This is a genomic window from Enterobacter cloacae, from assembly GCF_011078175.1.
In the GTDB taxonomy this organism is placed as follows: Bacteria; Pseudomonadota; Gammaproteobacteria; order Enterobacterales; family Enterobacteriaceae; genus Enterobacter; species Enterobacter cloacae_Q.
Genome location: NZ_JAALCJ010000013.1, coordinates 13,601 through 38,684, shown reverse-complemented (window position 1 = coordinate 38,684; position 25,084 = coordinate 13,601). Strand labels below are relative to the sequence as shown.

Genomic DNA, 25,084 nt, shown 5'->3' with positions numbered 1-25,084 from the left:
CGGACTGCACTCTTTATAGGCCGGGTAAGCGAAGCGCCACCCGGCAAGAAAATGCCACGAGGCCAACATGATCCACGTACAAAACGTCAGTAAAACCTTTGTGCTCCACCAGCAAAACGGCGTCCGCCTGCCGGTACTGCAAAACGCTTCGTTAGAGGTCAGCAACGGCGAATGCGTGGTGCTGCATGGCCATTCCGGCAGCGGAAAATCCACTCTACTGCGCTCCCTGTACGCCAATTATCTGCCGGACGAAGGCCATATCCATATTCGCCATAACAATGAATGGGTCGATCTGGTCCAGGCTCCCGCGCGCAAAGTGCTGGAAGTACGCCGCTCGACGATCGGCTGGGTCAGCCAGTTCCTGCGGGTGATCCCGCGGATCTCCGCCCTGGACGTGGTCATGCAGCCTCTGCTGGATCTCGGCGTGCCGCGCGAAACCTGCGCCGCTAAAGCCGCCAGCCTGCTGACGCGTCTCAACGTACCGGAGCGTCTGTGGCACCTCGCCCCGTCGACCTTTTCCGGCGGCGAGCAGCAGCGCGTCAACATCGCCCGCGGCTTTATCGTCGATTACCCGATTTTACTTCTGGATGAACCCACCGCCTCGCTCGACGGTAAAAACAGCGCAGCGGTGATGGAACTGATCGAACAGGCCAAAGCGCGCGGCGCAGCGATCGTCGGGATCTTCCACGACGATGCCGTACGCCATCGCGTGGCGGACAGACTGCACCCGATGGGGACAAACGTATGATTATCAATAACGTCAGGCTGGTGCTGGAAAACGAGGTGGTGAACGGCTCGGTTGAAATCCAGGACGGCGTCATCCGCGCGTTTGCCGAAACCCGGAGCCGCGCGCCTGAAGCGATGGACGGTGGAGGTGGCTGGCTGCTGCCGGGACTGATTGAGCTGCATACCGACAATCTGGACAAATTCTTCACCCCGCGCCCGAAGGTGGACTGGCCCGCCCATTCGGCGATGAGCAGCCACGACGCGCTGATGGTCGCCAGCGGCATTACCACGGTGCTGGACGCGGTGGCGATCGGCGACGTGCGCGACGGCGGCGACAGGCTTGAAAACCTGGAGAAGATGATTAACGCCGTGGAAGAGACGCAAAAGCGTGGCCTTAACCGTGCCGAGCACCGCCTGCACCTGCGGTGTGAACTGCCGCACCACACCACCCTGCCGCTGTTTGAAAAGCTGGTGGGCCGCGAACCTGTCTCGCTGGTCTCCCTGATGGACCACTCGCCGGGGCAGCGCCAGTTCGCCAACATCGAGAAGTATCGCGAATACTATCAGGGCAAATATTCGCTCAACGATGCCGAGATGGCGCGCTACGAGGAGGAACAGCTTCAGCTTGCGGCGCGGTGGTCGCAGCCGAATCGACTCTCCATTGCCGCGATGTGCCGTGACCGCAACATTGCGCTGGCAAGCCATGACGATGCCACGCACGATCATGTGCGTGAATCCCATCAGCTTGGCAGCGTGATCGCCGAATTTCCCACTACGTTCGAAGCAGCAGAGGCGTCGCGTCAGCACGGGATGAATGTGCTGATGGGCGCGCCGAACATCGTGCGCGGCGGGTCGCATTCCGGCAACGTGGCGGCAAGCAGGCTCGCCTCGCTCGGCCTGCTGGATATCCTCTCATCTGACTATTACCCCGCCAGCCTGCTGGACGCGGCATTCCGTGTGGCAGACGACGAGGAGAACCGTTTTACGCTGCCGCAGGCGATTCGCCTGGTGACGAAAAACCCGGCCACCGCGCTAAATCTTCAGGATCGCGGTGAGATTGCCGAAGGAAAACGCGCAGATCTGGTGCTGGCCCACCGCAAAGGCGAGCATATTCATATCGACCACGTCTGGCGTCAGGGAAAAAGGGTGTTCTGATGGGAAGACTTATCTGGTTGATGGGGCCGTCCGGCTCCGGTAAGGACAGCCTGCTTTCTGCTCTGCGGCAGCGGGAACATTCACAGCTGCTGGTGGCGCACCGCTACATCACCCGCGCGGCGAACGCCGGCAGTGAAAACCACATTGCCCTGAGCGAACAGGAGTTTTTCACCCGCGCCGGGCAAAACCTGCTGGCGCTGAGCTGGCATGCCAACGGTTACTACTATGGCGTCGGCATTGAGATCGACCTCTGGCTGCACGCGGGGTTCGACGTGCTGGTTAACGGCTCACGGGCGCATCTCCCGCAGGCTCGCGCCCGGTACGAAGCGGCGTTGCTCCCGGTCTGTTTGCAGGTTTCCCCGGACGTTCTGCGCAGCAGGCTGCAAAAGCGGGGACGCGAAAACGCGCGCGAGATCGACCAGCGGCTGGAACGTGCGGCGCGCTACACCCCGTCGGGTTGCCATCTCCTCAATAACGACGGAAGTTTGCTACAGTCAGTCGAGACCTTTTTATCGCTTATCCGCCAGAAGGAGAAACAGCATGCCTGACTGCCAGCTTCGCCCCGCCACCGCCGACGATGCGACGATCGTTTACGCTCTGATCTGCGAACTTAAGCAGGCCGAGTTCGATCATCAGGCGTTTCACGCCGGATATCTGGCCAACTTGCAGGATCACAATATGCGCTACCAGCTAGCCGAGCTGAACGGGGAAGTCATCGGCATGATCGGCCTGCATATGCAGTTTCACCTGCACCACGCCCGCTGGATCGGCGAGATCCAGGAGCTGGTGGTGATGCCGCAGGCGCGCGGATTGAAAGTGGGCAGCCAGCTGCTGGCCTGGGCAGAGGAGATCGCGCGTCAGGCAGGTGCCGAGCTGACCGAGCTTTCCACCAGCGTGAAGCGCGTGGACGCACACCGTTTTTATGTGCGTGAAGGGTATACGCAGAGCCATTTTCGCTTCACCAAACCGCTGTAGAGGTGCGTTATGAGTCTGACGATCACGCTGACAGGAACCGGTGGTGCCCAGCTGGTGCCGGTGTATGGCTGCGACTGCGCGGCGTGCCGACGGGCACGTTTGCAGGAAAATTATCGCCGCCGCCCCTGTAGCGCAGCGGTCAAATTCAACGATGCGGTCACCTTGCTGGACGCGGGTATTCCCCACCTGATGGACGACTGGCCCGCGGGGAGTTTCAGGCAGTTTTTACTCACCCATTACCATATGGATCACGTTCAGGGACTGTTCCCCCTGCGCTGGGGCGTAGGGGCGAACATCCCGGTTTACGGTCCGCCAGACGACGCAGGCTGTGACGACCTGTTCAAACATCCGGGCCTTCTGGATTTCAGCCACACGGTCGAGCCGTTTGTGGTATTTGAGCTACAGGGGCTGCGGGTGACGCCGCTGCCCCTCAACCATTCAAAACTGACCTTCGGCTATCTGCTGGAATCCGCCCACAGCCGCGTAGCGTGGCTGTCTGATACCGCCGGACTGCCGGATAAAACGGTGACGTTTCTGCTCAACAATCAGCCGCAGGCGATGATTATCGACTGTAGCCATGAACCGCGCCCGGAGACGCCGCGCAACCATTGTGATTTGAATACGGTGGTTGCGCTGAATAAGGTGATTGGCTGTCCGCAGGTGATCCTGACGCATATCAGCCATCAGTTTGACGTGTGGATGATGGATAACCCGCTGCCGTCCGGCATTGAAGCGGGGTATGACGGGATGGTGCTGGTGCTGGATTAGGTTTTTCCCCTCTCCCAGTGGGAGAGGGCCAGGGTGAGGGCATCAGACTGCACAAACTCAACGATCGTAATCGTCTTCTAAACGCCGTTCATCCTCTTCCAGTCGACGCCTGTCGTCATCTAACTGACGCTGACGCTCGTCTAAACGGCGGCGTCTGTCTTCAAGCTGTCGACGGCGATCGTCGTACTGACGGCTGTCGCTTTGACGGCTGCGATCGTAGCGATCGTCGTCGTCATTACGGCTGCTGTCGGGGTTATAAGCATCGTTGATCGCCTGCTGAATGTTGCCAATGGCATCATCAATCACGTCGGCGTGGGCCAGCTGGCTGGTGAGTGACAGCAGACCCAATATCAGAGCGGAACAGTAACGTTTCATAAGGCCAGACTCACAGGTGGACTGGCGTTAAGGTAATCAACGGCACTGTGCCGGAGTAGCGGAGGAATCTCAAATTACCATCACCTTGCGCAACGCCTGTGCCAGCTGCACCCGCGTAAACGGCTTACGCAGTAACTGAACGTCCGGCAGCTGCGGGTTATGCGCCGGGCGTAAATCCTGCCCGCTGATCAGCAGAACCGGCAACTGCGGATAGTGGCTGCGTACATGGCCGATCACCTCAGCACCGCTCAGGCCGCCCGGCAACATCAGGTCGCTGATAAATATGCCGATATCCGGTGACGCGTCCAGCATGTTCAGCGCCTGCTCGCCGTTTTCGGCTTCAAGCGTCAGGTAGCCAAGCTGGTGCAGTTGCTCGCACAGGGTCTGACGCACACCCGCCTCATCTTCCAGGACCAGTACAAGCAGCTCACTTTCCGCCGGAGCAGTGGTCGTCAGCGCGGCATCATCGGAGAAGGCGGGCAGCGTCGAGCGCGGCAGCTGGAGCCGCACGGTGGTTCCCTGCCCCGGCGCGCTTTCGATCTCAACGCGACCACCCGACTGGCGCACAAAGCCGTACACCATCGACAACCCTAATCCGCTGCCGCTGCCGGTCTGTTTGGTAGTGAAGAACGGTTCAAAGACCTGCGATTTCACCTCTTGGGACATCCCGCAGCCGTGGTCAATCACCTCCAGCGCGACCATATCCTGCCTGCGCCCGTCGCTGCGGGTCACACGCTGGTTCCAGGTGCGGATTTTGATCACACCGTTTTGCCCCTCCATTGCATCACGCGCGTTCATCACCAGGTTGATAATGGCGTTTTCCAGCTGGCTGACGTCAATCCATGCGGGCCAGGCCGGGGTTTGCGCTTCAATATCCAGCGTCAGCGTGGCGGGAAGCGAGTGCCGCATCAGCTCGCTCAGGTTCTCCAGCAGGGGCTTCATCTCTACCGCATGTGGATGCAGGGACTGCTTGCGCGAGAAAGCCAGCAGACGTTGAGTGAGCATAGCTCCGCGTTCCGCGGCTTTGAGCGCACGAGTGATGCGCGGCGCGTCCAGTGACGCTGAATCGGTCAGCTCCAGACTGCCGATAATCACCGCCAGCAGGTTATTAAAATCATGCGCCAGCCCGCCCGTCAGTTGCCCGACCGCCTTCATTTTTTGGCTGTGCAGCAGCGCCTCCTCCAGCCCCTGACGTTCGATGCGGTCGATCTCCATCTGCGTGGTTTTCTGTTTCAGCAGGCGCGTGGTGTGTTCAAGCGAAGCGGTATTGCGGGCAAAAACGTTAAAGGCGCGCGCCAGTTCCCCCAGCTCATCGCGGCGCTGTAGCGCGGGCACCGACACATCCTGCTCTCCGTGCGCGAGACGCGACATTGCCCTTGAGATAGCCGTCAGGTTGGAGCCCAGATTACGGTAGATATACCAGCAGGCACAGCCGGTGATGATCAGAGCCAGCACCGCGAAAATGCTGATAAACACGCTGATGGACCGCAGCTCCTGGTGGCTTTGGTCGGTACGTAGTCGGGAGGCTTGTGCCACCTGTTCAACGTACTGATTAATGTCGCGATTTAATATCGCCACCAGCGCCTTGATGTGGAACATGTACCAGCTGATGGACAGATCGCTCTCCTCCAGCTGCTTCGACAGTGGCGCGAGCGTGCGCAGTTCATCATTAAAATCCGGAAGCACCAGGTTGGCCGCCGGTTGCAGGGCGCTCGCGGGCAACCCCGCGGTTAATGCATCCAGCTGCTGCACCGTGGCGCGTGGTGAAGGGGTATCGATCGCGGCAACGATCAGCCTGTCCATCTCTGCGAGCTGACGGGGGTCTGGCACATTGCTCGCGTAACGGCGGTTGATATCCTGCAAATGACGCAGGTAGCTTTGGCTTTGATACAGCGCGCTGAGCAGCGCGTTACGCTCCAGATGCCGTTTTTGCCCGCGTTCCAGCATGCCCGTCACGCTCTGCTGTAACTCATTACTTCTGCGAATAATACGCGCCACCAGCGCCGGCTCCTGCTGCGCCAGCGGCGCATCGGCAAGCTGCTCCAGCGAGTGGCGCAGCGCCATCTGCGTCTGTTTCAGCCGTTCGGCTTCGCCTTTGTACTCCAGTGCACCGACCACCTGCGACAGCCGCACCGCCGCCGTGGCCACGTTAGCCGTATCGCGAGCGAGGTTCATGCTGCCGGTCATGTCATCCAGCGTTTGCTGCTGCACCTGCTCCTGGATCTGGCTGGCGTGACGAAAGCCGAGCACCGCCACGCCGCTGACCATCAGCGTTACCGCCACCACCAGCAGATTAAATATCAGCAGGCGACCGCGGGCGCTGGTGAAGAACGGGGGGCGTGATGACATCTCTTTAGGCTCCTTAGCGGTCTGATGCCCTCACCCTGGCCCTCACCCACGGGGAGAGGGAAAAGAGAAATGTGACGGCGGTTAGCTATTCATAACTATGACAAATATGAACAGCTTCTGACATTTTGCATTTACGCGCCTGTGATGAAGTGCAGATATCGACATTCACAGGAGATCCGCCATGAGCAGAACCCCAGTTTTAGAGATGCGCCACATTGCCAAAACCTTTGGCAATTTCCACGCGCTCAAGGGTGTGGATTTGACGGTTTTCCCCGGTGAGATCCACGCGCTGATGGGGGAAAACGGCGCCGGGAAGAGCACGCTGATGAAGATCCTCGCAGGCGCCTATACCGCCAGCAGCGGCGACATCCTCATCGACGGTCAGCCGTTTCACATTAAAGGTCCGAAGGATGCGCTGGCCGCAGGCATTACCCTGATTTACCAGGAGATGCAGCTTGCTCCTAACCTGACCGTGGCGGAAAACATTTTTCTCGGCAGCGAGCTGTCGCGCGGCGGGCTGGTCCAGCGCAAAGAGATGGCCGCCCAGGCGCAGGCGGTCATTGACCGTCTCGGCGCGCAGTTCAGCGCCACCGACCTGGTCATGAAGCTGACCATCGCCGAACAGCAGCAGGTGGAGATCGCCCGCGCCCTGCACCGCAACAGCCGCATTCTGGTGATGGACGAACCTACCGCAGCCCTCTCCTCGCGCGAAACCCACCGCCTGTTCGAACTGATTTTGCGCCTGCGCGATGAAGGGATGGCGATTATCTATATCAGCCACCGCATGGCGGAAGTGTATGAACTTTCTGACCGCGTCAGCGTGCTGCGCGACGGACAGTACGTCGGCAGCCTGACGCGCGACAAGCTCAACGCGTCCGAACTGGTGCGCATGATGGTGGGCCGTCCGTTAAGCGATCTGTTTAATAAAGAGCGCGATATTCCCCTCGGCAGCCCGCGACTTAACGTGCACCACCTCACGGATGGCAAAAAAGTGCAACCGTGCAGTTTGCAGGTGCGCTCCGGAGAAATCGTCGGGCTAGCGGGGCTGGTCGGCGCCGGACGCTCCGAGCTGGCGCAGCTGATCTTCGGCGTGCGCAAAGCCACCGGCGGCATGATCGAGGTCGACGGCGAACCGGTGGTGATCCATTCCCCGCGCGCGGCCATTGAGAACGGCATCGGTTTTCTTACCGAGAACCGCAAGGAGCAGGGGCTGTTTCTCGAGCTGGCGGCGCAGGAGAACATCACCATGGCGACGCTGGAGCGCGACGCCACCTTCGGCTGGCTGAACCGCAAAAAAGCGCAGTCTATTTCCGAAGACGCCATCGCCCTGCTCAATATCCGCGTGCCCCATTCTCAGGTACGCGCGGGCGGGCTCTCCGGCGGCAACCAGCAAAAATTGCTCATCTCCCGCTGGGTGGCGATAGGCCCGCGCATTTTGATTCTGGACGAACCCACGCGCGGCGTGGACGTCGGCGCGAAAAGCGAGATCTACCGCATCATGAACCAGATGGCGCGCAAAGGGGTGGCGATTCTGATGATCTCCAGCGAGCTGCCGGAAGTGGTGGGCATGAGCGACCGCGTGTACGTGATGCGGGAAGGCAGCATCGCGGGTGAACTCCACGGACGCGATATCTCTCAGGAAAACATTATGACGCTGGCAACCGGCGTGAACGACACACATCATCAGGCGGTGTAATTATGACAACTCCAACCCATCCGCAGCAGGTGGCGAAATCCGCCTCCGCAAAAAAAATGCTGATGAGCGATCTGATGCAAACGATCGGCATTTTGCCGATTTTAATCCTGATTGTGGCGGTATTTGGCTTTATCGCCCCTAATTTCTTCACCGAAAGTAACCTGCTCAACATTACCCGGCAGGCGTCGATCAACATTGTTCTGGCGGCCGGGATGACCTTCATCATCCTGACCGGCGGGATTGACCTCTCCGTGGGCTCGATTCTGGGCACCACGGCGGTGGCGGCGATGGTGGTCTCGCTCATCCCTGAATTTGCGATGCTCTCCATTCCGGCGGCGCTGATGCTCGGTATGGTGCTGGGGCTATTTAACGGCGCGCTGGTGGCCTTTGCCGGGCTGCCGCCGTTTATCGTCACGCTCGGCACCTATACGGCGCTGCGCGGTGTGGCCTATCTGCTGGCGGACGGCACCACGGTCATTAACTCCAACATCAGCTTCGAGTGGATCGGCAATAACTATCTTGGTCCCGTACCCTGGCTGGTAGCGATCGCCCTGGCGGTGATTGTGGTGTGCTGGTTTATTCTGCGTCGCACAACCCTCGGCGTTCACATCTATGCGGTCGGCGGCAATATGCAGGCGGCACGCTTAACCGGTATCAAGGTCTGGCTGGTGCTACTGTTTGTCTACGGCATGAGCGGCCTGCTCTCGGGTTTAGGCGGGGTGATGAGCGCCTCGCGTCTCTACAGCGCCAACGGCAACCTCGGCACGGGATACGAGCTGGATGCGATTGCGGCGGTGATCCTCGGCGGCACCAGCTTCGTTGGCGGGATTGGTACGATCACCGGCACGCTGGTGGGGGCCTTGATCATCGCCACCCTTAACAACGGCATGACGCTGATGGGCGTCTCCTACTTCTGGCAACTGGTGATCAAAGGTGCGGTGATCATCATTGCGGTACTGATCGACAAATACCGTACCCGACACCATCAAAGTGCATAACAACAATACCCTACGTGAGGAATACAGCATGAGATTGAAGCCCTTAGTGACCGCGCTCTGTGCTGGCGCGCTGCTGGCCGCAACCCCGTTTGCGCAGGCAAAAGATCTGAAGTCCATCGGCGTGACGGTGGGCGACCTGGCTAACCCGTTCTTCGTGCAGATCACCAAAGGTGCCGAGCTGGAAGCGCGCAAGCTGGCGGGGGATAACGTCAAGGTAACGCTGGTTTCCAGCGGGTACGATCTGGGCCAGCAGGTGGCGCAGATCGATAACTTCATTGCGGCGAAAGTGGACATGATCATCCTCAATGCCGCGGATTCCAAAGGGATCGGCCCGGCGGTAAAACGCGCCAAAGAGGCGGGGATCGTAGTCGTGGCGGTTGACGTGGCGGCGGAAGGGGCCGATGCGACCATCACCTCCGATAACACCCAGGCGGGGGAAATGGCCTGTAAGTACATAACCGACCGTCTGAAAGGTAAAGGCAACGTGGTGATCATCAACGGACCGCCGGTCTCTGCGGTACAAAACCGCGTCGAAGGCTGCCAGACCGAGTTCAAGCGTCATCCTGACATCAAGGTGCTCTCGGATAACCAGAACGCCAAAGGCAGCCGTGAAGGTGGGCTGGAGGTGATGACCTCTCTGCTGGCGGCGAATCCGAAGATCGACGGCGTATTCGCGATTAACGATCCGACGGCGATCGGCGCAGATCTGGCGGCGAAACAGGCGCAACGCAATGAATTCTTTATCGTTGGCGTGGATGGCAGCCCGGACGGTGAAGAAGCCCTGAAGCGCGAAAACTCCCTGTTTGTGGCGACGCCGGCGCAGGATCCGCAGGTGATGGCGGCGAAGGCGGTGGAGATCGGCTATGACATTCTTCAGGGCAAACCCGCGCCGAAAGAGCCTGTGCTGATCCCGGTGACGTTGATCGATAAAAAGAACGTCGGCACGTATAAGGGATGGACGGTTAAGTAACCCCGGTGCGGCCTGATGCCCTCACCCTAACCCTCTCCCACCGGGAGAGGGTCGGGGTGAGGGGGCGGCAAAAAACTCAAGGAGTCCCCATGAAACGCTCCGACATCAATGAAATCCTCGGCCACACGCGGCAATTCTTCTCCCTGCACGACGTGCATCTCCCCCCGTTTGCCAGCTTTCCGCCGACAAAATGGCAGCAGCTTGACCAGGCCGCATGGCAGGAAGTCTTTGACCTCAGGCTCGGCTGGGACGTGACCGCGTTCGGCGGCAACAGCTTTGCCACCCAGGGCCTGACGCTGTTTACCCTGCGCAACGGCTCCCCCAACGGCGTGCCTTATGAAAAGTGCTATGCCGAAAAAATCATGCACGTCCGCGACGGCCAGGTGACGCCGATGCATTTCCACTGGCGCAAGCGGGAAGACATCATTAACCGCGGCGGCGGGAATCTGATTATTGAGTTATGGAATGCGGGCGCGCATGAAGAGACCGAAAACACCGACGTGACCGTCACGATAGATGGCTGTCGGCAGACGCACGCGCCCGGCAGCCAGCTGCGCCTCACGCCAGGGGAGAGCATCTGCCTGACGCCCGGCCTGTATCACAGTTTCTGGGGCGAGCGCGGCTTTGGTGATGTACTGGTGGGCGAAGTGTCGTCGGTGAATGACGATGAGCACGACAACCACTTTTTACAGCCCATTGACCGCTACAACACCATCGAAGAAGACGAACCGGCGGTGCTGGTGCTGTGCAACGAGTACACCCTCTTTCGGATATAAGGAGTGAACGATGTCATTGATTTCTCTTGCCGACGGTCTGACGCATGCCAGGGAACACCGCTACGCCCTGGGCGCGTTCAACGTGCTCGACTCCCATTTTCTGCGCGCGCTTTTTGCCGCAGCGAAGCAGGAACGGTCGCCGTTTATCATCAACATCGCGGAAGTGCATTTTAAGTACGTATCGCTGGAGTCACTGGTGGAAGCGGTGAAATTCGAAGCCGCCCGCCATGACATTCCCGTGGTGCTGAATCTCGATCACGGGCTACATTTCGAGGCCGTGGTGCGCGCCTTGCGCTTAGGGTTCAGCTCGGTGATGTTCGACGGCTCCACGCTGAGCTATGAAGAGAATATCCGTCAGACCCGGGAAGTCGTGAAAATGTGCCACGCGGTGGGCGTCTCGGTGGAGGCGGAGCTGGGCGCAGTCGGCGGGGATGAAGGCGGCGCGCTGTACGGTCATGCGGATGAAGCCTTCTTTACCGACCCGCTGCTGGCGCGCGAATTTGTTGATTCAACCGGCATCGATGCGCTGGCGGTCGCCATCGGTAACGCGCACGGCAAATACAAGGGCGAGCCGAAGCTTGATTTCCCGCGTCTGGACGCCATTCGCCAGCAGACGGGCCTGCCGCTGGTTTTACACGGCGGCTCTGGCATAAGCGATGCTGATTTCCGCCGCGCCATCGAGCTGGGCATTCATAAAATCAACTTCTATACCGGTATGTCGCAGGCCGCGCTCGGCGCCGTTGAGCAACGCATGGCCAACCGCCAGCCGCTGTACGATGAGTTTGCCGAACTGCTGCTGGGCATTGAAGAGGCGATTACCGATACGGTCGCGGAGCAGATGCGCATCTTCGGCAGCGCGGGGCAGGCATAATGGAACGCAAAGGGATTATTGCCGCAGGCAACATGCTGGTGGATCACGTTCACCAGATCGTGCAGTGGCCGGAGCGCGGCTGGCTGGCGGAAATCACCCACAGCGAACGCTCAACCGGCGGTGCGCCGCTCAACGTTCTGCTGACGCTGGCGAAAATGCACGTCGGCCTGCCGTTACAGGCGGTGGGGCTGACTGGAGAAGACAGCGACGGAGATTATATTCTGGCGATGCTCGACCAGTATCACGTCAACCGCCAGCGGGTTCAGCGCACGACGTCCGCCCCGACGTCTATGTCGCAGGTGATGACCGACCCCAGTGGACAGCGCACCTTTTTCCACTCGCCGGGCGCCAATCGCCTGCTGGATCTTCCCGCCTTCGATCACCTCGACGGATCGCTGAAGATCTTCCATCTCGGCTACCTGCTGCTGCTTGACAGCCTGGACATGCCGGACGACGAGTTTGGCACCCGCAGCGCGCGGTTACTGGCGCAGATGCGCGATCAGGGGTATGAAACCTCGCTCGATCTGGTTTCCCGCAAGGGCGACCCGCGCTATCAGCCGCTGGTTCTCCCTGCCCTGCGTCATCTTGATTATCTGGTGATCAACGAACTGGAAGCCGGGGAGTTTAGCGGGCTTGAGATCCGCGACGACCATGGTGCGCTTCACATGGCCCATATCGCCGACGCTGCCGCACAGCTGCTGGCGGCAGGCGTGCGGCAGCGGGTGGTGATCCACTGTCCGGAAGGGGCATGGGGTGAAGCGCCGGGTGAAGAAGGGCAATGGGTTCCGTCGTGGAAGCTGACGCAGGACGAGATTATCGGCAGCGTCGGCGCGGGCGACGCGTTTTGCGCGGGCTTTTTATACGGCTGTCATGAATCCCTTCCGCTGACGGAGAGTATTTATCTGGCGCACGCCTGCGCGCGGGCCAGCCTGCTGGCGGCCAATGCGATTGACGGCGCGAAAACGCTGGCCGAGCTTCAGGCGTTTATTCAGGAGAACGGTCAGGCGGCTTTCTCATGATGGGAAACGTCCGTGGCAAAAACATAGCCCAGACCGCGAATGGTTTTGATCAGCAAAGGCTGGTGCGGATTGACCTCAATTTTTCGCCGCAGCCGCATGATCAACACGTCGATAGTGCGGTCAAAGACCTCGGCGCTTTCGCTGTGGGTCAGCTCCAGCAGCTGTTCACGGCTCAGTACCCGGCGGGCGTTTTGCGTTAATGCCAGCAGCAGGCCGTATTCGCCCTGGGTTAACGGCACGGTATTACGCTGCGGATCGCTCAGCTCGCAGCGGGTGGTGTCCAGCGTCCAGCCGTTAAAGGCAATACCTTCAACGCGCGGCGCGGCAGGCTCCGCGTCCAGCGCGCCGGTACGACGCAGTACCGCCTTAACGCGGGCGACCACCACGCGCGGATTGAACGGTTTTCCGATGTAATCATCTGCGCCCATTTCCAGCCCGACGACCACATCCGATTCACTTCCCAGCCCCGTCAGCATCACCACCGGTAGCGATGGTCGCCGCTTTTGCAGTTGCAGTAAAACCTGTAATCCGTTGATATCCGGCAGCATCATGTCCAGCAGAACCAGCGCAATGCCGGGGTCCTGCTGGACACGGTTCACCGCGTCCTGACCGGTGTGACACGTCAGCACGGTAAAGACGTGCTCGCTGAGCACGTCCTGTAGCAGTTCGCAAACTGCGACATCATCATCAACCACCAGAATCGCCGGTTTCATCGCATGCTTCCGTCAGGGAATTATGTTAAGTCTGAACCATTCTGCCGCCGGCTCCAGCCGAATTGTTTTTTACGTGACGGAAATTCAATCCATGTCACATCCCCTGCCCTTTCGACACGTCAATTTTGACGATTGGCTGTTTTTCGTCAGGGTTTTGCCCTGCAAAGGGTCGTAAAGTCAGGTAAATACCCATAGTAAAAACATGGCATAGAAGCTGCATATTGGGCAGGTAAGAACTGTTTAACTGGAGCAAAGTGATGAAAAAAGTCGTCACGGTTTGCCCTTATTGTGCCTCAGGTTGCAAGATCCACCTGGTGGTCGATAACGGCAAAATCGTCAGGGCGGAAGCGGCGCAGGGTAAAACCAACCAGGGCACGCTGTGCCTGAAAGGGTACTACGGCTGGGATTTTATTAACGATACCCAAATCCTCACCCCGCGCCTGAAAAGCCCTATGATCCGCCGCGAGCGCGGCGGCAAGCTGGAAGCCGTCTCCTGGAATGAAGCGCTGGATTACGTCGCCACGCGACTTAGCGCCATCAAGGCCAAGTATGGCCCGGATGCGATTCAGACCACCGGCTCCTCACGCGGAACCGGGAATGAAACCAACTATGTGATGCAAAAATTCGCGCGCGCCGTTATTGGTACCAATAACGTCGACTGCTGCGCGCGCGTCTGACACGGCCCATCGGTTGCAGGTCTGCACCAGTCGGTCGGTAACGGCGCAATGAGTAATGCCATCAACGAGATAGATAACACCGATCTGGTGTTCATTTTCGGCTATAACCCGGCGGATTCTCACCCCATTGTCGCGAATCACGTTATTCGCGCCAAACAGAATGGGGCGAAAATCATCGTCTGCGATCCGCGCAAAATTGAAACCGCGCGCATTGCGGATATGCACATCGCACTGAAAAACGGCTCGAACATCGCGCTGTTGAATGCGATGGGGCACGTCATTATTGAGGAGAACCTCTACGACCAGGCGTTTGTCGCGAGCCGTACGGAAGGGTTTGAAGAGTATCGCAAGATTGTCGAAGGCTATACGCCGGAGTCGGTGGAGGCGATAACCGGCGTCAGCGCGCAGGAGATTCGCCAGGCGGCGCGAATGTACGCCGGGGCGAAAACCGCCGCCATTCTGTGGGGCATGGGCGTGACCCAGTTCTACCAGGGCGTGGAAACCGTGCGCTCGCTCACCAGCCTCGCCATGCTGACCGGCAATCTGGGTAAAGCGCATGTGGGCGTGAACCCGGTACGTGGTCAGAATAACGTGCAGGGTGCGTGTGATATGGGCGCGCTGCCGGACACCTATCCGGGCTACCAGTACGTCAAATTCCCGGAGAACCGCGAGAAATTCGCGAAAGCCTGGGGCGTGGAGAGCCTGCCGGCACACACCGGATACCGCATCAGCGAGCTGCCGCACCGCGCGGCGCACGGCGAAGTGCGTGCGGCCTACATCATGGGTGAAGATCCGCTTCAAACCGACGCCGAGCTGTCTGCGGTGCGCAAAGGCTTTGAGGATCTGGAGCTGGTGATTGTCCAGGATATCTTTATGACCAAAACCGCGGCGGCGGCGGATGTGATTCTGCCGTCGACCTCCTGGGGCGAGCATGAAGGTGTCTATACGGCGGCAGACCGCGGCTTCCAGCGCTTTTTCAAGGCCGTCGAGCCGAAGTGGGATCTGAAAACGGACTGGCAGATCATCAGCGAAATCGCCACCCGCATGGGCTACCCGATGCACTACAACAACACCCAGGAGATCTGGGACGAGTTGCGGCATCTGTGCCCGGACTTTTATGGGGCAACCTATGAAAAAATGGGTGAGCTGGGCTACATCCAGTGGCCGTGCCGGGATGAGTCAGAATCCGATCAGGGGACGTCATACCTCTTTAAAGAGAAGTTCGACACCCCGAACGGGCTGGCGCAGTTCTTCACCTGCGACTGGGTCGCGCCGATCGATAAGCTCACCGACGAGTATCCGATGGTGCTCTCCACCGTGCGTGAAGTGGGCCACTACTCCTGCCGTTCCATGACCGGCAACTGCGCCGCGCTGGCGGCGCTGGCCGATGAACCGGGCTACGCGCAGATCAACACCGCCGATGCCGAACGGCTCGGTATTGAAGATGAAGCGCTGGTGTGGGTGAACTCGCGTAAAGGCCGCATCATTACCCGCGCGCAGGTCAGTGACCGTCCGAACAAAGGTGCGGTCTATATGACCTACCAGTGGTGGATTGGCGCCTGTAACGAGCTGGTGACGGAGAACTTAAGCCCGATAACCAAAACGCCGGAGTATAAATACTGCGCCGTAAACGTGGAACCAATAGCGGATCAACACGCTGCGGAACAGTATGTGATTGACGAATATAACAAGCTGAAGGCCCGCCTGCGTGAAAGCGCAATGGGATGAAACCGTTAATTAATCGCTGACTCAATGGGGTGAAATATTCACCCCATTATTATTTCTGGCATCTTTATTAATTACATCTATATATATTTCTGAAAGCATCTCGCAGAAAACATGTAATTTGCGCGACAATTAATTACATCTTTGCATTTTAATTCAGAGGGATAAGATATGCGGCGGGTGCTTAAGACTTTCTGTCTTGAGCATTGTTGAGGGACAGAAAGTGGAAAGCCCCGGGAAATTTACATTTACCCGAGGCTACACCTCAACAACCATCAGGTTGAGAGTAGCCTCTTATTCTTTTGTAAGCAAGGAGTAAAAGGCATGACGCCATTAAAAACTGCGTTAGGCATCGTCTTTATTATTTGCCTGACGATAGTGATCTTTACCTTTATTACTCGCGATAAGTTATGTGAGTTTTCAATAAAGAGTGAACATCAGGAGGTGGCGGCGAAATTAGCCTGTAACGCAGGCTAACCTCTTCGGGCGGAACCGCTGTTCCGCCCGGCTTGTAGGAAGCTGAGGTCTTAACGCACCCGTTTTTTTCTTCTGTCACCGCGATTATACTGCGCGGCGTGTACCCAGATGATAAGAATCCATGAAAACCCTTTTTCTGATGTTGTTATTTTTAACCGCGTTTGCCCAGGCCGATGAGATAGGCAGCCAGTATAAAAAGCAGGCTGAAGCGGGCGATGCGCGCGCGCAGTATTATCTTGCCGATACCTGGTTTAGTTCCGGCGACAGCGCGCAGGCGGCGCAGTGGGCGGAAAAAGCGGCAAAAGGCGGTGACGTCGACGCCATGGCGCTGCTGTCGCAAATCCACTTTTCGCAGGGCGACTATGCTCAGGCCAAAGCCCTGGCCCAGCAGGCAAACATTGCGGGCAGCAAACGCGGCGCGATCATGCTGGCGCGGGTGCTGGTGAACACGCAGGCGGGCAAAACCGACTACCCGCAGGCCATCGCACTGCTGCAATCGGCGACCGAAGACATTGATAGCGACTCGGCGGTAGACGCGCAACAGCTGCTGGGGCTGATCTATGCCAACGGCGTTGAAGTCCCCCAGGATGACGTGCAGGCCGCGTCGTGGTTCAAGCGGAGTTCGGCTCTGTCCCGGACGGGCTATGCGGAGTACTGGGCAGGAATGCTGTTCAGGCAGGGTGAGGAAGGCTTTATCACACCGAATAAACAGAAAGCACTTTACTGGTTAAACCTGAGCTGTACCGAAGGGTTTGATACCGGGTGTGAAGAGTTTGATGCGTTAAGCGGAGAATAACGTGCCGGGTGGCGGCTTCGCCTTACCCGGCCTACAAAACCCGTAGACCCGGTAAGCGCAGCGCCACCGGGCTTTGGATGTTACTGGTCAGCCGTTTTATCAAAACGACCCAGCACCTCGCGTTCATACGCCAGCGCTTTTTTACGGTCGAACTTGTGTTCCCACTTGGAGATTACCAGCACCGCCAGCGCATTACCCACCACGTTCAGCGCGGTACGCGCCATGTCGAGGATTCGGTCCACACCGGCAATAAACGCCAGTCCTTCCAGCGGAATACCGACGCTGCCCAGCGTCGCCAGCAGCACCACAAAGGAGACGCCCGGCACGCCTGCGATGCCTTTGGAAGTCACCATCAGCGTCAGAACCAGCACGATCTCCTGCCACAGCGACAGGTCAATACCATACAGCTGCGCGATAAAGATCGCCGCAATGCTCTGATACAGCGTCGAACCATCCAGGTTAAAGGAGTAACCCGTTGGCACCACGAAGCTGGTAATGGACGCCGGCGCACCGTAGGCCTCCATCTTCTCAATGATACGCGGCAGCACGCTCTCGGAGCTTGCCGTGGAGTACGCCAGAATCAGCTCATCTTTCAGGATGCGGATCAGGATCCAGATACTCAGTCCGCACAGGCGCGCCACAATGCCCAGCACCACCAGCGCGAAGAACAGAATCGCGAAGTGCACCAGAATCACCAGCTTCGCCAGCGGCCACAGAGAGGCAAAGCCGAAGTTCGCTACGGTCACCGCAATCAGCGCGAATACCCCGACCGGCGCATAGCGCATCACCATGTGGGTGACTTTGAACATGGTTTCGGAAATAGAGCGGAACACGGTCACCAGTGGTTCACGGTGCGTCGCGGGCAGGGAAGAAAGTCCCAGACCAAAGAGTACCGAGAAGAAGATGATCGGCAGCATCTCGCCCTTCGCCATGGACGCGATAATGTTGGTCGGCACCAGTGACAGGATAGTCCCCATCAGACCGTGCGAATGGCTCTGCACGTCAGCGGTAGTGCTTTGATATTTCGAAATGTCCACCGTTGCCAGCTGCGACATATCGATCCCGGAACCTGGCTGGAACACGTTTGCCAGGGTGATGCCAAGAATGATGGCAACCGTAGTGATCACTTCGAAATAGATAATGGTTTTCGCACCGATGCGGCCTAACTGCTTCGCATCGCCGACGCCCGCAATACCGACCACCAGCGTCGAGATCACAATTGGCACCACAATCATCTTGATCAGATGAATAAAGATATCTCCCGCAGGAGAGAGCAGATTCGCAATCAGCCACTCGCGGCTGTCGCTATGATAATGGAGGTAACTGCCCAGCAAAATGCCCAGCACAAGGGCCAGCAGGATCTGCCAGGCCAGGCTGACTTTCAAATTTTTCATAAAAACTGACTTCCTCAATGAAATCTCCGCACCATCCAGACTGCATGAATATGGAGACATACTGAAAGGGTATGAATTGTGTTGCGTTGGTTTATGGAATTTTTTAACGCGGCGTATGAGTATCATTTGCACCGCATGCTGCGCAAGCGTTAAAGAACGAGGCATTTCACTGCAAAAAAGGTCAATGTCGGTAATTTATAGCAATTCGCATAAATAACCATTTGTTATACAAAATATTTTCACCTCAAAAAAGTGAATAATCCTTCTGGTTAATTATTCACCTTCAAAGTTTCATTCGCTCAATTTTCATACTCTTCAGACAATGCGTGATCTGTCGCCCAAATACTAAACAAAGCTTGTAAAGCCCCTACTATTAACGTTTTTGCGACATATTATTAACATCTTACAAGGAGAAAAAAAGCCATGAGCCAAATACACAAACACGACATTCCCGCAAACATTGCGGACCGTTGCCTGATAAGCCCGGAGCAGTACCAGGAGAAGTATCAGCAATCCATTTCCAGCCCTGACGCATTCTGGGGTGAACAGGGCCACATCCTCGACTGGATCAAACCTTATCAGAAGGTCAAGAACACTTCTTTCGCGCCAGGCAACGTCTCCATTAAATGGTATGAAGATGGCACGCTGAACCTGGCGGCGAACTGCCTGGACCGTCATCTTGCGGGACGCGGCAACGAAACGGCCATTATCTGGGAAGGCGACGACGCCTCCCAGAGCAAACACATCTCCTATAAAGAGCTGCATCGCGACGTCTGTCGCTTCGCCAACGTGCTGCTGGCCCAGGGCATCAAAAAAGGCGATGTGGTGGCGATCTATATGCCGATGGTGCCGGAAGCCGCGGTGGCTATGCTGGCCTGCGCGCGCATCGGCGCGATCCACTCCGTTATCTTTGGCGGCTTCTCCCCTGAAGCGGTTGCCGGGCGCATCGTTGACTCGAACTCGAAGCTGGTGATCACCGCTGACGAGGGCGTACGCGCCGGGCGTGGCATTCCGCTGAAGAAAAACGTCGATGAAGCACTGAAGAATCCGAACGTGAAATCCATCAACAACGTCATTGTCTTCAAACGCACGGGCGGCAAAATCGACTGGAACGAGGGACGTGATCTGTGGTGGAGCGATCTGATTGAGAACGCAAGAGACCAACACCAGCCGGAAGAGATGAACGCGGAAGATCCGCTGTTTATCCTTTATACCTCCGGCTCCACCGGTAAGCCGAAGGGGGTACTGCACACCACCGGCGGCTATCTGGTTTACGCGGCCACGACCTTTAAATACGTTTTCGACTACCATCCGGGCGACATTTACTGGTGTACCGCCGACGTGGGCTGGGTCACAGGTCACAGCTACCTGCTGTACGGTCCGCTGGCCTGCGGCGCAACGACGCTGATGTTTGAAGGCGTACCGAACTGGCCCACGCCGGCGCGTATGTGTCAGGTGGTCGATAAGCATCAGGTCAACATTCTCTACACCGCGCCAACGGCAATCCGTGCGCTGATGGCGGAAGGCGATAAAGCTATCGAAGGCACTGACCGCTCTTCATTGCGCATCCTCGGTTCCGTGGGCGAGCCCATCAACCCGGAAGCCTGGGAGTGGTACTGGAAGAAAATCGGCAACGAGAAGTGCCCGGTGATGGATACCTGGTGGCAGACCGAAACCGGCGGCTTTATGATCACCCCAATGCCTGGCGCCACGCAGCTGAAGGCCGGTTCGGCCACCCGTCCGTTCTTCGGCGTGCAGCCTGCGCTGGTGGATAACGAAGGCAACCCGCAGGAAGGAGCCACCGAGGGTAACCTGGTGATTGTGGATTCCTGGCCGGGCCAGGCGCGCACCCTGTTCGGCGACCATGAACGCTTCGAGCAGACCTACTTCTCGACCTTTAAAAACATGTACTTCAGCGGCGACGGCGCGCGCCGGGACGAAGACGGGTATTACTGGATCACCGGGCGCGTGGATGACGTACTGAACGTCTCCGGCCACCGTCTGGGCACGGCGGAGATTGAGTCCGCGCTGGTGTCGCATCCGAAGATTGCCGAAGCGGCGGTTGTCGGCATTCCGCACAACATAAAGGGCCAGGCGATCTACGCCTACGTCACCCTGAACCACGGCGAAGAGCCGTCGCCAGAGCTGTATACCGAGGTGCGCAACTGGGTACGTAAAGAGATCGGCCCGCTTGCCACGCCGGACGTGTTGCACTGGACCGACTCGCTGCCGAAAACCCGTTCCGGCAAGATTATGCGTCGTATTCTGCGCAAAATCGCGGCGGGTGACACCAGCAACCTCGGCGATACCTCAACGCTCGCGGATCCTGGCGTGGTGGACAAACTGCTCGAAGAGAAGCAGGCCATCGCAATGCCTTCGTAAATGTTTTCTTCCTCTCCCTGTGGGAGAGGGCCGGGGTGAGGGCATCCGATCGCACCTTCTCCCCTCACCCTAACCCTCTCCCACAGGGAGAGGGAATAACTACAAACACCTACCCTATAAACCTCTGGAGACTCTGTGATGAATGACCATATTTGTCAGCAGATAGAGAATAGTGCGCACTACAGGGAGCTCGTCGAAAAACGGCAACGGTTTGCCTTCATTCTTTCCATCATCATGCTGATTATCTACGTCGGCTTTATTCTGCTGATCGCCTTTGCGCCGCACTGGCTGGGCACCCCGCTGCACGAGGGTACCAGCGTCACGCGCGGTATTCCGATTGGGATTGGCGTTATCATCATTTCGTTTGTGCTCACCGGTGTGTACGTCTGGCGCGCCAACGGTGAATTCGATCGTCTTAATAAAGAAGTTCTGCGTGAGGTAAAAGCATCATGAAGCGGATCCTGACGGCGCTAGCCGCCACACTTCCTTTTGCCGCCCACGCGGCAGATGCCATTACCGGCGAAGTCCAGCGCCAGCCAACGAACTGGCAGGCGATTATCATGTTCCTGATTTTCGTGGTGTTGACGCTGTACATCACTTACTGGGCGTCGAAACGCGTGCGTTCCCGTAACGATTATTACACCGCGGGCGGCAACATTACCGGCTTTCAGAACGGTCTGGCGATCGCGGGGGACTTTATGTCCGCCGCCTCCTTCCTCGGGATCTCCGCGCTGGTCTATACCTCAGGGTATGACGGCCTGATCTACTCCCTCGGATTCCTCGTCGGCTGGCCGATCATTCTGTTCCTGATTGCCGAGCGCCTGCGTAACCTGGGGCGCTATACCTTTGCTGACGTCGCCTCCTATCGCCTGAAGCAGGGGCCGATTCGTACCCTCTCCGCCTGCGGTTCGCTGGTGGTGGTGGCGCTCTATCTGATTGCCCAGATGGTCGGCGCGGGAAAACTGATCGAACTGCTGTTCGGCCTGAACTACCACATCGCCGTGGTGCTGGTCGGCGTGCTGATGGTGATGTACGTCCTGTTCGGCGGCATGCTGGCGACCACCTGGGTACAGATTATCAAAGCGGTCCTGCTGCTGTTCGGCGCCAGCTTTATGGCCTTTATGGTGATGAAGCACGTCGGGTTCAGCTTCAATAACCTGTTTACCGAAGCGATGGCGGTCCATCCGAAAGGGGAAGCCATCATGAGCCCGGGCGGACTGGTGAAAGATCCGATATCCGCGCTCTCGCTCGGTCTCGGCCTGATGTTCGGTACCGCTGGCCTGCCGCATATCCTGATGCGTTTCTTCACCGTGAGCGATGCGCGTGAAGCGCGTAAAAGCGTGTTCTACGCCACCGGGTTTATGGGGTACTTCTACATACTGACCTTCATCATCGGCTTCGGCGCGATCATGCTGGTGGGTGCGAACCCGGCGTTTAAAGACGCGGCGGGTGCGCTGATTGGTGGTAACAACATGGCGGCGGTGCATCTGGCCGACGCGGTGGGCGGCAACCTGTTCCTCGGCTTTATCTCTGCCGTGGCCTTTGCCACCATTCTCGCGGTGGTCGCTGGGCTGACGCTGGCCGGTGCCTCTGCGGTCTCGCACGACCTCTACGCCAACGTCTTCCGTAAAGGCGCGAGCGAGCGCGATGAGCTGAAAGTCTCTAAGATCACCGTGCTGGTACTGGGCGTGGTCGCCATTTTGCTCGGTATTCTGTTCGAGAAGCAGAACATCGCCTTTATGGTGGGGCTGGCCTTCTCGATCGCGGCAAGCTGTAACTTCCCGATCATCCTGCTCTCCATGTACTGGTCAAAACTGACCACCCGTGGGGCGATGATTGGCGGCTGGCTGGGGCTGCTGACGGCGGTGATCCTGATGGTTCTGGGCCCGACCATTTGGGTGCAGATCCTTGGTCACGAAAGCGCCATCTTCCCGTATGAGTACCCGGCGCTGTTCTCCATTGCCGTGGCGTTTATCGGTATCTGGGTCTTCTCGGCCACCGACAACTCGCCGGAAGGTAACCTGGAGCGCGAGAAATTCCGCGCCCAGTTTATTCGCTCACAAACCGGCCTTGGCGTTGAGCAGGGCCGCGCACACTAAGCCTTTCTCCCCGGCCGCGCTGGCCGGGGAGCTTAAAACATCGCCCACGCCACCAGCGGCGCAATTAGCACCATCGTCACGCCCGAGAGCATCATCACCAGGCTTGCCACCACGCCTTCCTGCTGCCCCAGTTCATACGATCGCGCCGTACCCGCGCCGTGCGACGCCGCGCCAAATCCCGCCCCTTTCGCCATCCCTTCGCGGATAGAGAGCCGCAGGAACAGCACGTCCCCCACTGCCATGCCGAAGACGCCGGTCACCACCACAAACAGCGCCACCAGATCCGGCTGCCCGCCGAGCGGTTTTGCGGCCGCCAGCGCGAACGGCGTCGTCACCGAACGCACCGCCAGGCTGCGCTGGATTTCATCCGACAGGGTAAACAGCCGCGCCAGCCAGACCGAGCTACACACCGCTACCACCGTGGCAGTCAGAACGCCTGCGCTGAGCGACATCCAGTGGCGTTTAATAATATTCAGGTTGTCGTACACGGGAACGGCAAAGGCAATGGTCGCCGGGCCGAGCAGCCACAGCAGCCAGTGGGATTCACCAATGTAGTTCTGCCAGGAGATATGGCCGAAGACCAGCATAAGCACCAGCAAAATGGGGGTGAACACCAGCGGCATGAGCGGTAGCGCGCGAAAGCGGCGATACAGGCGCTTGTTGGCAAAGTAGATTACGATGGTCGCAATCAGACACAGCACGCTTATCTGGACGTTAGTCATGCTTCTGCCTGCTGATTTCAAAGCGATAGACGTTATCCACCACCCAGGCAGTGGCGCCCAATACCATCAGCGTGCTCAGGGCGATAACCGCGAAGATGCGCCAGCCGTCGATCGTCAACAGCTGAGCATAGTTCACCACCGCCACCACGGCAGGCACGAAAAACAGCAGCATCTCCGCCAGCAGCCAGCGCGCGCCGGCGCGAACCCAGCGGAGGGGGATAATGCGGCACAGAATGAGCGTCAACATCAGCACCATTCCTACCAGGTTGGCAGGCAGAGGCAGATGCAGCCAGTCGACAAGATATTCCGCAAAAACGAACAGTCCGGCATAGAGCAGTACCTGAACCGGTACCTGGAGTCGTTGCACAACGGCAGGCGTAACACGACTTAACGCCACGGCCATGGGGGTTTTCCTCAACATTGAGACGAAGCGTCAGTATAGTGAGCGCACGTCAGGGACAGAAATGAATTAAAATCATCGAAGGTATAGTTTCGAGGAATAATCATGGACATAAGAACGCTGCGCTATTTTGTCGAGGTGGTTCGCCAGCAAAGTTTTACCCGCGCAGCGGAGAAGTTGTTTGTTACCCAGCCGACTATCAGCAAGATGCTGAAAAACCTCGAAGATGAACTGAACTGTACCCTGCTGATCCGCGACGGGCGCAAGCTGTTGCTGACCGACACCGGACGCGTGGTGTTCGAACGCGGGCTGGCGATCCTGGCGGAGTTCCGCCAGCTTGAGGCCGAACTTGCGGATATCAACCACCTTACTAAAGGGCTGCTGCGGCTCGGTATTCCGCCGATGGTCGGCATGATGATGGCCGGGCCGATTAGCCTGTTTCGTCAGCGCTACCCCGGCGTTGAGCTGAAAATTTCTGAATTTGGCGGCCTGACCGTCCAGCAGGCAGTGATGAACGGCGAGCTGGATGTGGCGATGACGGCCCTCCCCGTAGAGGAAGAGAGCGGTCTGGCAACACTGCCGTTGTTCAGCCATCCGCTGTGCGTACTCGTACCGCGCTCCGGTGACTGGCTGAAAATTGACTCGGTGAAACCCGAACTGCTCGGCGAACATCCGTTGCTGATCTACAACGAAGACTTCGCCTTAAGCCGCCAGCTGATGACGCTGTTTAACCAACATAATGTGAAGCCACGCATTGCGGTGCGCAGCGGTCAGTGGGATTTTCTGGCCGCGATGGTGCAGGCTGGCGTGGGGATTGCCATTCTGCCGCAGCCGATTTGCGAGCGGCTGGATAAAAACACGCTGCGCTGGATCCCGCTGGAGAGCGAGCTGCACTGGCAGTTGGGGATGATTTGGCGTGAAGGGGTCTATCTGTCGCACAGCGCGCAGGCGTGGCTGCAATGCTGTGAGGGGTTTTGGGCCCCCTCACCCTAACCCTCTCCCCATAGGGGAGAGGGAACCG

The 25,084-nt window shown here is 58.3% G+C and carries 24 protein-coding genes; 18 read left to right on the top strand and 6 right to left on the bottom strand.

Translation table 11 applies throughout. The features are described from left to right. Positions 1-67: 67 nt before the first annotated feature. Genes phnL through phnP form a run of 5 tightly spaced genes read left to right on the top strand, consistent with a single transcriptional unit; the run spans position 68 to position 3,624 of the window. On the top strand, positions 68-748 hold the full coding sequence (phnL, locus tag G6Q29_RS20355) for a phosphonate C-P lyase system protein PhnL (protein WP_165466919.1): 681 nt from the start codon (positions 68-70) through the stop codon (positions 746-748). After that, positions 745-1,881: an alpha-D-ribose 1-methylphosphonate 5-triphosphate diphosphatase gene (gene phnM / locus G6Q29_RS20350; RefSeq protein ID WP_165466918.1), complete on the top strand. Its 1,137-nt coding sequence runs from the start codon at positions 745-747 to the stop codon at positions 1,879-1,881. The genes phnL and phnM overlap by 4 nt, the downstream gene beginning before the upstream one ends. After that, positions 1,878-2,429, top strand: coding sequence for a ribose 1,5-bisphosphokinase (gene phnN / locus G6Q29_RS20345; protein ID WP_086531977.1), 552 nt, complete (start codon positions 1,878-1,880; stop codon positions 2,427-2,429). The genes phnM and phnN overlap by 4 nt, the downstream gene beginning before the upstream one ends. Continuing rightward, entirely contained in the window at positions 2,422-2,856 is a 435-nt protein-coding gene (gene phnO / locus G6Q29_RS20340) for an aminoalkylphosphonate N-acetyltransferase (protein WP_165466917.1), read from the top strand. Before phnN ends, phnO begins: the two co-directional genes overlap by 8 nt. Positions 2,857-2,865: 9 nt before the next feature. Continuing rightward, the gene (phnP, locus tag G6Q29_RS20335; protein ID WP_165466916.1) at positions 2,866-3,624 is read left to right on the top strand and encodes a phosphonate metabolism protein PhnP; all 759 of its coding nucleotides are present in this window, start codon (positions 2,866-2,868) and stop codon (positions 3,622-3,624) included. A 57-nt stretch (positions 3,625-3,681) separates the two neighbouring features. Here the strand turns inward: phnP and yjdP are convergent, their stop codons facing one another. Then, positions 3,682-3,999, bottom strand: coding sequence for a DDRRRQL repeat protein YjdP (yjdP, locus tag G6Q29_RS20330; RefSeq protein WP_165466915.1), 318 nt, complete (start codon positions 3,997-3,999; stop codon positions 3,682-3,684). 69 nt (positions 4,000-4,068) lie between these two features. Beyond that, positions 4,069-6,348 carry an ATP-binding protein gene (locus G6Q29_RS20325; protein ID WP_165466914.1) on the bottom strand — a complete coding sequence of 760 codons (2,280 nt, stop codon included), beginning with the start codon at positions 6,346-6,348 and terminating at the stop codon, positions 4,069-4,071. Positions 6,349-6,529: 181 nt separating this feature from the next. On the opposite strand from G6Q29_RS20325, the gene G6Q29_RS20320 reads away from it, so the two are divergent. The 6 genes from G6Q29_RS20320 (at position 6,530) to G6Q29_RS20295 (ending at position 12,678) form a co-directional block, all read left to right on the top strand. Beyond that, positions 6,530-8,044, top strand: a complete 1,515-nt coding sequence (locus tag G6Q29_RS20320) for a sugar ABC transporter ATP-binding protein (protein WP_165466913.1) — start codon at positions 6,530-6,532, stop codon at positions 8,042-8,044. Positions 8,045-8,046: 2 nt separating this feature from the next. Continuing rightward, positions 8,047-9,042: an ABC transporter permease subunit gene (locus G6Q29_RS20315; RefSeq protein ID WP_165466912.1), complete on the top strand. Its 996-nt coding sequence runs from the start codon at positions 8,047-8,049 to the stop codon at positions 9,040-9,042. A gap of 28 nt (positions 9,043-9,070) precedes the next feature. Continuing rightward, positions 9,071-10,012 carry an ABC transporter substrate-binding protein gene (locus G6Q29_RS20310; protein WP_165466911.1) on the top strand — a complete coding sequence of 314 codons (942 nt, stop codon included), beginning with the start codon at positions 9,071-9,073 and terminating at the stop codon, positions 10,010-10,012. Between the two features lie 89 nt (positions 10,013-10,101). Continuing rightward, a complete protein-coding gene (locus tag G6Q29_RS20305; protein ID WP_165466910.1) occupies positions 10,102-10,788 on the top strand; it encodes a D-lyxose/D-mannose family sugar isomerase in 687 nt (228 codons plus the stop codon). A gap of 10 nt (positions 10,789-10,798) precedes the next feature. Continuing rightward, entirely contained in the window at positions 10,799-11,659 is an 861-nt protein-coding gene (locus G6Q29_RS20300) for a ketose 1,6-bisphosphate aldolase (RefSeq protein WP_165466909.1), read from the top strand. Further along, positions 11,659-12,678: a carbohydrate kinase family protein gene (locus G6Q29_RS20295; protein ID WP_165466908.1), complete on the top strand. Its 1,020-nt coding sequence runs from the start codon at positions 11,659-11,661 to the stop codon at positions 12,676-12,678. Before G6Q29_RS20300 ends, G6Q29_RS20295 begins: the two co-directional genes overlap by 1 nt. On the opposite strand, the gene G6Q29_RS20290 is transcribed toward G6Q29_RS20295, so the two are convergent. After that, positions 12,660-13,391 (bottom strand): response regulator, encoded by a 732-nt coding sequence (locus G6Q29_RS20290; protein ID WP_165466907.1) that lies wholly within the window; start codon positions 13,389-13,391, stop codon positions 12,660-12,662. The genes G6Q29_RS20295 and G6Q29_RS20290 overlap by 19 nt on opposite strands. 257 nt (positions 13,392-13,648) lie before the next feature. Here G6Q29_RS20290 and fdhF point away from each other — a divergent pair, with 257 nt between their 5' ends. The 3 genes from fdhF (at position 13,649) to G6Q29_RS20275 (ending at position 17,066) form a co-directional block, all read left to right on the top strand. Further along, entirely contained in the window at positions 13,649-15,796 is a 2,148-nt protein-coding gene (gene fdhF / locus G6Q29_RS20285; RefSeq protein ID WP_165466906.1) for a formate dehydrogenase subunit alpha, read from the top strand. 321 nt (positions 15,797-16,117) lie between these two features. Then, entirely contained in the window at positions 16,118-16,270 is a 153-nt protein-coding gene (locus G6Q29_RS20280; protein ID WP_047726086.1) for a Hok/Gef family protein, read from the top strand. Positions 16,271-16,391: 121 nt separating this feature from the next. Then, the gene (locus G6Q29_RS20275; RefSeq protein WP_165466905.1) at positions 16,392-17,066 is read left to right on the top strand and encodes a tetratricopeptide repeat protein; all 675 of its coding nucleotides are present in this window, start codon (positions 16,392-16,394) and stop codon (positions 17,064-17,066) included. An 80-nt stretch (positions 17,067-17,146) separates the two neighbouring features. On the opposite strand, the gene gltP is transcribed toward G6Q29_RS20275, so the two are convergent. After that, positions 17,147-18,460 (bottom strand): glutamate/aspartate:proton symporter GltP, encoded by a 1,314-nt coding sequence (gltP, locus tag G6Q29_RS20270; RefSeq protein ID WP_165466904.1) that lies wholly within the window; start codon positions 18,458-18,460, stop codon positions 17,147-17,149. A gap of 423 nt (positions 18,461-18,883) precedes the next feature. Between gltP and acs the strand changes: the two genes are divergently transcribed. The 3 genes from acs to actP all read left to right on the top strand — a co-directional run bounded on the left by acs (position 18,884) and on the right by actP (position 22,941). Further along, positions 18,884-20,842 (top strand): acetate--CoA ligase, encoded by a 1,959-nt coding sequence (gene acs, locus G6Q29_RS20265; RefSeq protein WP_165466903.1) that lies wholly within the window; start codon positions 18,884-18,886, stop codon positions 20,840-20,842. 138 nt (positions 20,843-20,980) lie between these two features. Beyond that, a complete protein-coding gene (locus G6Q29_RS20260) occupies positions 20,981-21,295 on the top strand; it encodes a DUF485 domain-containing protein (protein WP_165466902.1) in 315 nt (104 codons plus the stop codon). Beyond that, the gene (actP, locus tag G6Q29_RS20255; RefSeq protein ID WP_165466901.1) at positions 21,292-22,941 is read left to right on the top strand and encodes a cation/acetate symporter ActP; all 1,650 of its coding nucleotides are present in this window, start codon (positions 21,292-21,294) and stop codon (positions 22,939-22,941) included. Before G6Q29_RS20260 ends, actP begins: the two co-directional genes overlap by 4 nt. A 32-nt stretch (positions 22,942-22,973) precedes the next feature. Here the strand turns inward: actP and G6Q29_RS20250 are convergent, their stop codons facing one another. Next, entirely contained in the window at positions 22,974-23,663 is a 690-nt protein-coding gene (locus tag G6Q29_RS20250) for an LrgB family protein (RefSeq protein ID WP_165466900.1), read from the bottom strand. Beyond that, the gene (locus G6Q29_RS20245; RefSeq protein ID WP_165466899.1) at positions 23,656-24,066 is read right to left on the bottom strand and encodes a CidA/LrgA family protein; all 411 of its coding nucleotides are present in this window, start codon (positions 24,064-24,066) and stop codon (positions 23,656-23,658) included. The genes G6Q29_RS20250 and G6Q29_RS20245 overlap by 8 nt, the downstream gene beginning before the upstream one ends. Before the next feature lie 102 nt (positions 24,067-24,168). Here G6Q29_RS20245 and G6Q29_RS20240 point away from each other — a divergent pair, with 102 nt between their 5' ends. Then, on the top strand, positions 24,169-25,056 hold the full coding sequence (locus G6Q29_RS20240) for a LysR family transcriptional regulator (RefSeq protein ID WP_165466898.1): 888 nt from the start codon (positions 24,169-24,171) through the stop codon (positions 25,054-25,056). The last annotated feature ends 28 nt before the right edge of the window (positions 25,057-25,084 follow it).

What these genes read in the sequence shown, in the direction of transcription:
- G6Q29_RS20240 (WP_165466898.1), top strand. Translation starts at nt 24,169, where the DNA reads ATGGACATAAGAACGCTGCGCTATTTTGTCGAGGTGGTTCGCCAGCAA.
- yjdP (WP_165466915.1), bottom strand. Translation starts at nt 3,999, where the DNA reads ATGAAACGTTACTGTTCCGCTCTGATATTGGGTCTGCTGTCACTCACC.
- G6Q29_RS20325 (WP_165466914.1), bottom strand. Translation starts at nt 6,348, where the DNA reads ATGTCATCACGCCCCCCGTTCTTCACCAGCGCCCGCGGTCGCCTGCTG.
- phnO (WP_165466917.1), top strand. Translation starts at nt 2,422, where the DNA reads ATGCCTGACTGCCAGCTTCGCCCCGCCACCGCCGACGATGCGACGATC.
- G6Q29_RS20305 (WP_165466910.1), top strand. Translation starts at nt 10,102, where the DNA reads ATGAAACGCTCCGACATCAATGAAATCCTCGGCCACACGCGGCAATTC.
- G6Q29_RS20250 (WP_165466900.1), bottom strand. Translation starts at nt 23,663, where the DNA reads ATGACTAACGTCCAGATAAGCGTGCTGTGTCTGATTGCGACCATCGTA.
- G6Q29_RS20260 (WP_165466902.1), top strand. Translation starts at nt 20,981, where the DNA reads ATGAATGACCATATTTGTCAGCAGATAGAGAATAGTGCGCACTACAGG.
- phnP (WP_165466916.1), top strand. Translation starts at nt 2,866, where the DNA reads ATGAGTCTGACGATCACGCTGACAGGAACCGGTGGTGCCCAGCTGGTG.
- actP (WP_165466901.1), top strand. Translation starts at nt 21,292, where the DNA reads ATGAAGCGGATCCTGACGGCGCTAGCCGCCACACTTCCTTTTGCCGCC.
- G6Q29_RS20320 (WP_165466913.1), top strand. Translation starts at nt 6,530, where the DNA reads ATGAGCAGAACCCCAGTTTTAGAGATGCGCCACATTGCCAAAACCTTT.
- G6Q29_RS20290 (WP_165466907.1), bottom strand. Translation starts at nt 13,391, where the DNA reads ATGAAACCGGCGATTCTGGTGGTTGATGATGATGTCGCAGTTTGCGAA.
- G6Q29_RS20275 (WP_165466905.1), top strand. Translation starts at nt 16,392, where the DNA reads ATGAAAACCCTTTTTCTGATGTTGTTATTTTTAACCGCGTTTGCCCAG.
- phnL (WP_165466919.1), top strand. Translation starts at nt 68, where the DNA reads ATGATCCACGTACAAAACGTCAGTAAAACCTTTGTGCTCCACCAGCAA.
- phnM (WP_165466918.1), top strand. Translation starts at nt 745, where the DNA reads ATGATTATCAATAACGTCAGGCTGGTGCTGGAAAACGAGGTGGTGAAC.
- G6Q29_RS20295 (WP_165466908.1), top strand. Translation starts at nt 11,659, where the DNA reads ATGGAACGCAAAGGGATTATTGCCGCAGGCAACATGCTGGTGGATCAC.
- gltP (WP_165466904.1), bottom strand. Translation starts at nt 18,460, where the DNA reads ATGAAAAATTTGAAAGTCAGCCTGGCCTGGCAGATCCTGCTGGCCCTT.
- G6Q29_RS20245 (WP_165466899.1), bottom strand. Translation starts at nt 24,066, where the DNA reads ATGGCCGTGGCGTTAAGTCGTGTTACGCCTGCCGTTGTGCAACGACTC.
- G6Q29_RS20315 (WP_165466912.1), top strand. Translation starts at nt 8,047, where the DNA reads ATGACAACTCCAACCCATCCGCAGCAGGTGGCGAAATCCGCCTCCGCA.
- G6Q29_RS20300 (WP_165466909.1), top strand. Translation starts at nt 10,799, where the DNA reads ATGTCATTGATTTCTCTTGCCGACGGTCTGACGCATGCCAGGGAACAC.
- acs (WP_165466903.1), top strand. Translation starts at nt 18,884, where the DNA reads ATGAGCCAAATACACAAACACGACATTCCCGCAAACATTGCGGACCGT.
- G6Q29_RS20310 (WP_165466911.1), top strand. Translation starts at nt 9,071, where the DNA reads ATGAGATTGAAGCCCTTAGTGACCGCGCTCTGTGCTGGCGCGCTGCTG.
- G6Q29_RS20280 (WP_047726086.1), top strand. Translation starts at nt 16,118, where the DNA reads ATGACGCCATTAAAAACTGCGTTAGGCATCGTCTTTATTATTTGCCTG.